The following is a 2304-nucleotide window of genomic DNA, read 5'->3' as shown; positions in this document are numbered from 1 at the left end:
GGGACCAGCCTGACTCCCGGCACCAGGGGGCGCCGGTCGCAGGGGGAGAAGCAGACGACCACGCCCCGCGCGAGCAGCAGAGCCCGAGCCAACCTGCGTTCCCCGACCGCAAGCCGCGCCGACGCACCCGCAACCCGATCCAGCGCACCCACAAGACGACCACGCGCCTGTCCGACACCGAGAAGACCGAGATCACCGCCGCCGCCAAGCAGCGCGCCGTCACCGTCGCCCGTTTCCTCGCTGCTGCAGGCCTCGCCGTCGCCCGCGGTTCGACCACCATGCACACCAACGAACAGCTCGACGCCGCCATCGACGAGCTGGCCGCCCTGCGCACTGCCATCTCCCGTGTCGGCAACAACATCAACCAGATCGCCTTCGTCTACAACGCCGGAGGACAGCCCCGCCCCGGCGAACTCGACCACGCCCTCACGACCTTGACCCGCGTCCTGGCCCGCGTAGACGACGCGGCTGACACTCTGGTGAAGAAGCGCCTGTGATGGTCCCCAAGATCCGACGCGGCTCGCGTACCCACGGCTTGCTCGTCTACCTGTACAGCCCGGGAAAACGCGACGAGCACACCGACCCCCACCTCGTCGGCAGTTGGGACAGCTTCGCCCCCGACCCTGGCCGCGACACCAGCCCGGATCCCGACCCGAAGGTTGCGCTGGCCCGGCTCGCCGCAGCCTTGGACCTGCGGGTCAAGCAGGCCGGCACCAAGGCACCGGCCGAGCACGTCTGGCACTGCTCGGTACGCACCGACCCCGGCGACCGGACGCTGACCGACATCGAGTGGAACACCGTCGCCCGCCGCCTGGTCCAAGCCGTCAACCTCGCCCCCGACGGCGACCCGGACGGCTGCCGTTGGGTAGCGGTGCGCCACGCAGACGACCACATCCACATCCTGGCCACCATGGTCTGAGGCGACCTGCGCCGACCGAGGATGAACTACGACTTCAAGAAGGCCCAGGCCGAGTGCCGCCGAATCGAACAGGAGATGGGCCTGCGCCAGCTCAAGCCTGGCGACGGTACCGGAGCCAAGACGCCCACCAGCGCCGAGCGCTTCAAAGCCGAGCGCACCGGCCGGCCCGAGACACCGCGCGAGACACTGCGCGAAGCCGTCCGCCAGGCCGTCGCCGGAGCTGCCAGCGAAGCCGAGTTCTTCACCCGCCTTCGAGAGGCGGGCCTGCGCGTCAAGCTCCGGCACACCCCCTCCGGGGACGTCCTCGGCTACACCGTCGCACTGCCCGGCGACCGCAACCGCGATCGCGAACCGGTCTGGTTCGCGGGCTCGACCCTGGCCCCCGACCTTTCTTATCCGAAGATTCAGCGCCGCCTTGCCCACGGAACCGCCGACGCGGTTGCAACGCCGGAAGCCGACAGCGGCCGATCGGACTGGTCGCGGCCTGCACGGGGGCGACGCACCGCGACCGGGATCGCCGAACGTGCCGCGACTCTCCTGGACAGCGACGACGACGATGCCGCAGCCCAACTCGTCGGAGTCGGCGAACTCCTGGACGCGATTGCCCAGACCTCTCCGGCCGTCACCCGCGCCGAGCTTGGTGCCGCCGCTCGCTCCTTCGAACGCGCCACACGCAGCCACGTCCGGGCCGAACGCGCCGACATCCGGGCGATCCGCTCGGCGGCCCGGGGCATCATCCAGGCCGGCGGCGCGCTCGGCCGAGGCGAGGACGGCGGCACCACCGCCATGCTCGTCTCCACCCTGGTCCTGGTGGCGTTGGCCGCAGCTCGCTGGCACTCCGCACACGGTCACGCCCAACAGGCCGAAGCCTCCCGTCGGACCGCCGAGCACCTGCGCGCCGCCTACGGCCAGGCCGCCGACGCACCCATGCAGGCCCTGCGCGAACAAGGTCGAGCCCTGCCCGAAGCCCAGCGCCGCACCTACGAGACCACCATCTGTGCCGCCCTACCCGAGAACAGCACCCGAGCCGACACGAACACGAAGATCGACGCCCTAGCCGCCACCCTGGCGCAGGCCGAGCAGGCAGGCCACGACCCGAAGGCCCTCCTGCAGGAGGCCATCGCCATGCGCGAACTCGACACGGCCGAGGACGTGAACGACGTCCTGGTCTGGCGACTGCGACGCCTCGCCCAGCTCCCCGCCCACCCGGACGAAGCCGCTCGGCGCCCGCAGGCCGGCACCAGCCGCGCCAAGTCTGCGGCTAACCGGACCGGCGTTCGGACCGGACCTCCGGCAGCGACTCAGCCCGCCGCCCCGGACCCGCGCAGCCGCCCGCCGCGCCGCTGACCAGCAGTCCGGCAGGCCCGCCACCCGGCCTGCCGGAC

Annotated in this window: 1 protein-coding gene and 1 pseudogene; both read left to right on the top strand. The window is 71.8% G+C overall.

Features of this window, described 5'->3' with window-relative positions; all coding sequences use genetic code 11:
- On the top strand, nucleotides 1-497 hold a 497-nt coding region (locus tag ACFWN1_RS32960), incomplete at its 5' end, for a plasmid mobilization protein (protein WP_384370340.1).
- Nucleotides 497-2266 (top strand): annotated as a pseudogene (locus ACFWN1_RS32955) (relaxase/mobilization nuclease domain-containing protein). The gene ACFWN1_RS32960 and the pseudogene ACFWN1_RS32955, both read left to right, overlap by 1 nt.
- The last annotated feature ends 38 nt before the right edge of the window (nucleotides 2267-2304 follow it).

It is taken from the genome of Streptomyces sp. NPDC058459 (assembly GCF_042721685.1).
Lineage (GTDB): Bacteria > Actinomycetota > Actinomycetes > Streptomycetales > Streptomycetaceae > Streptomyces.
The sequence above is the reverse complement of the archived record's forward strand: the minus strand, read 5'-3'. Positions and strand labels throughout refer to the sequence as shown.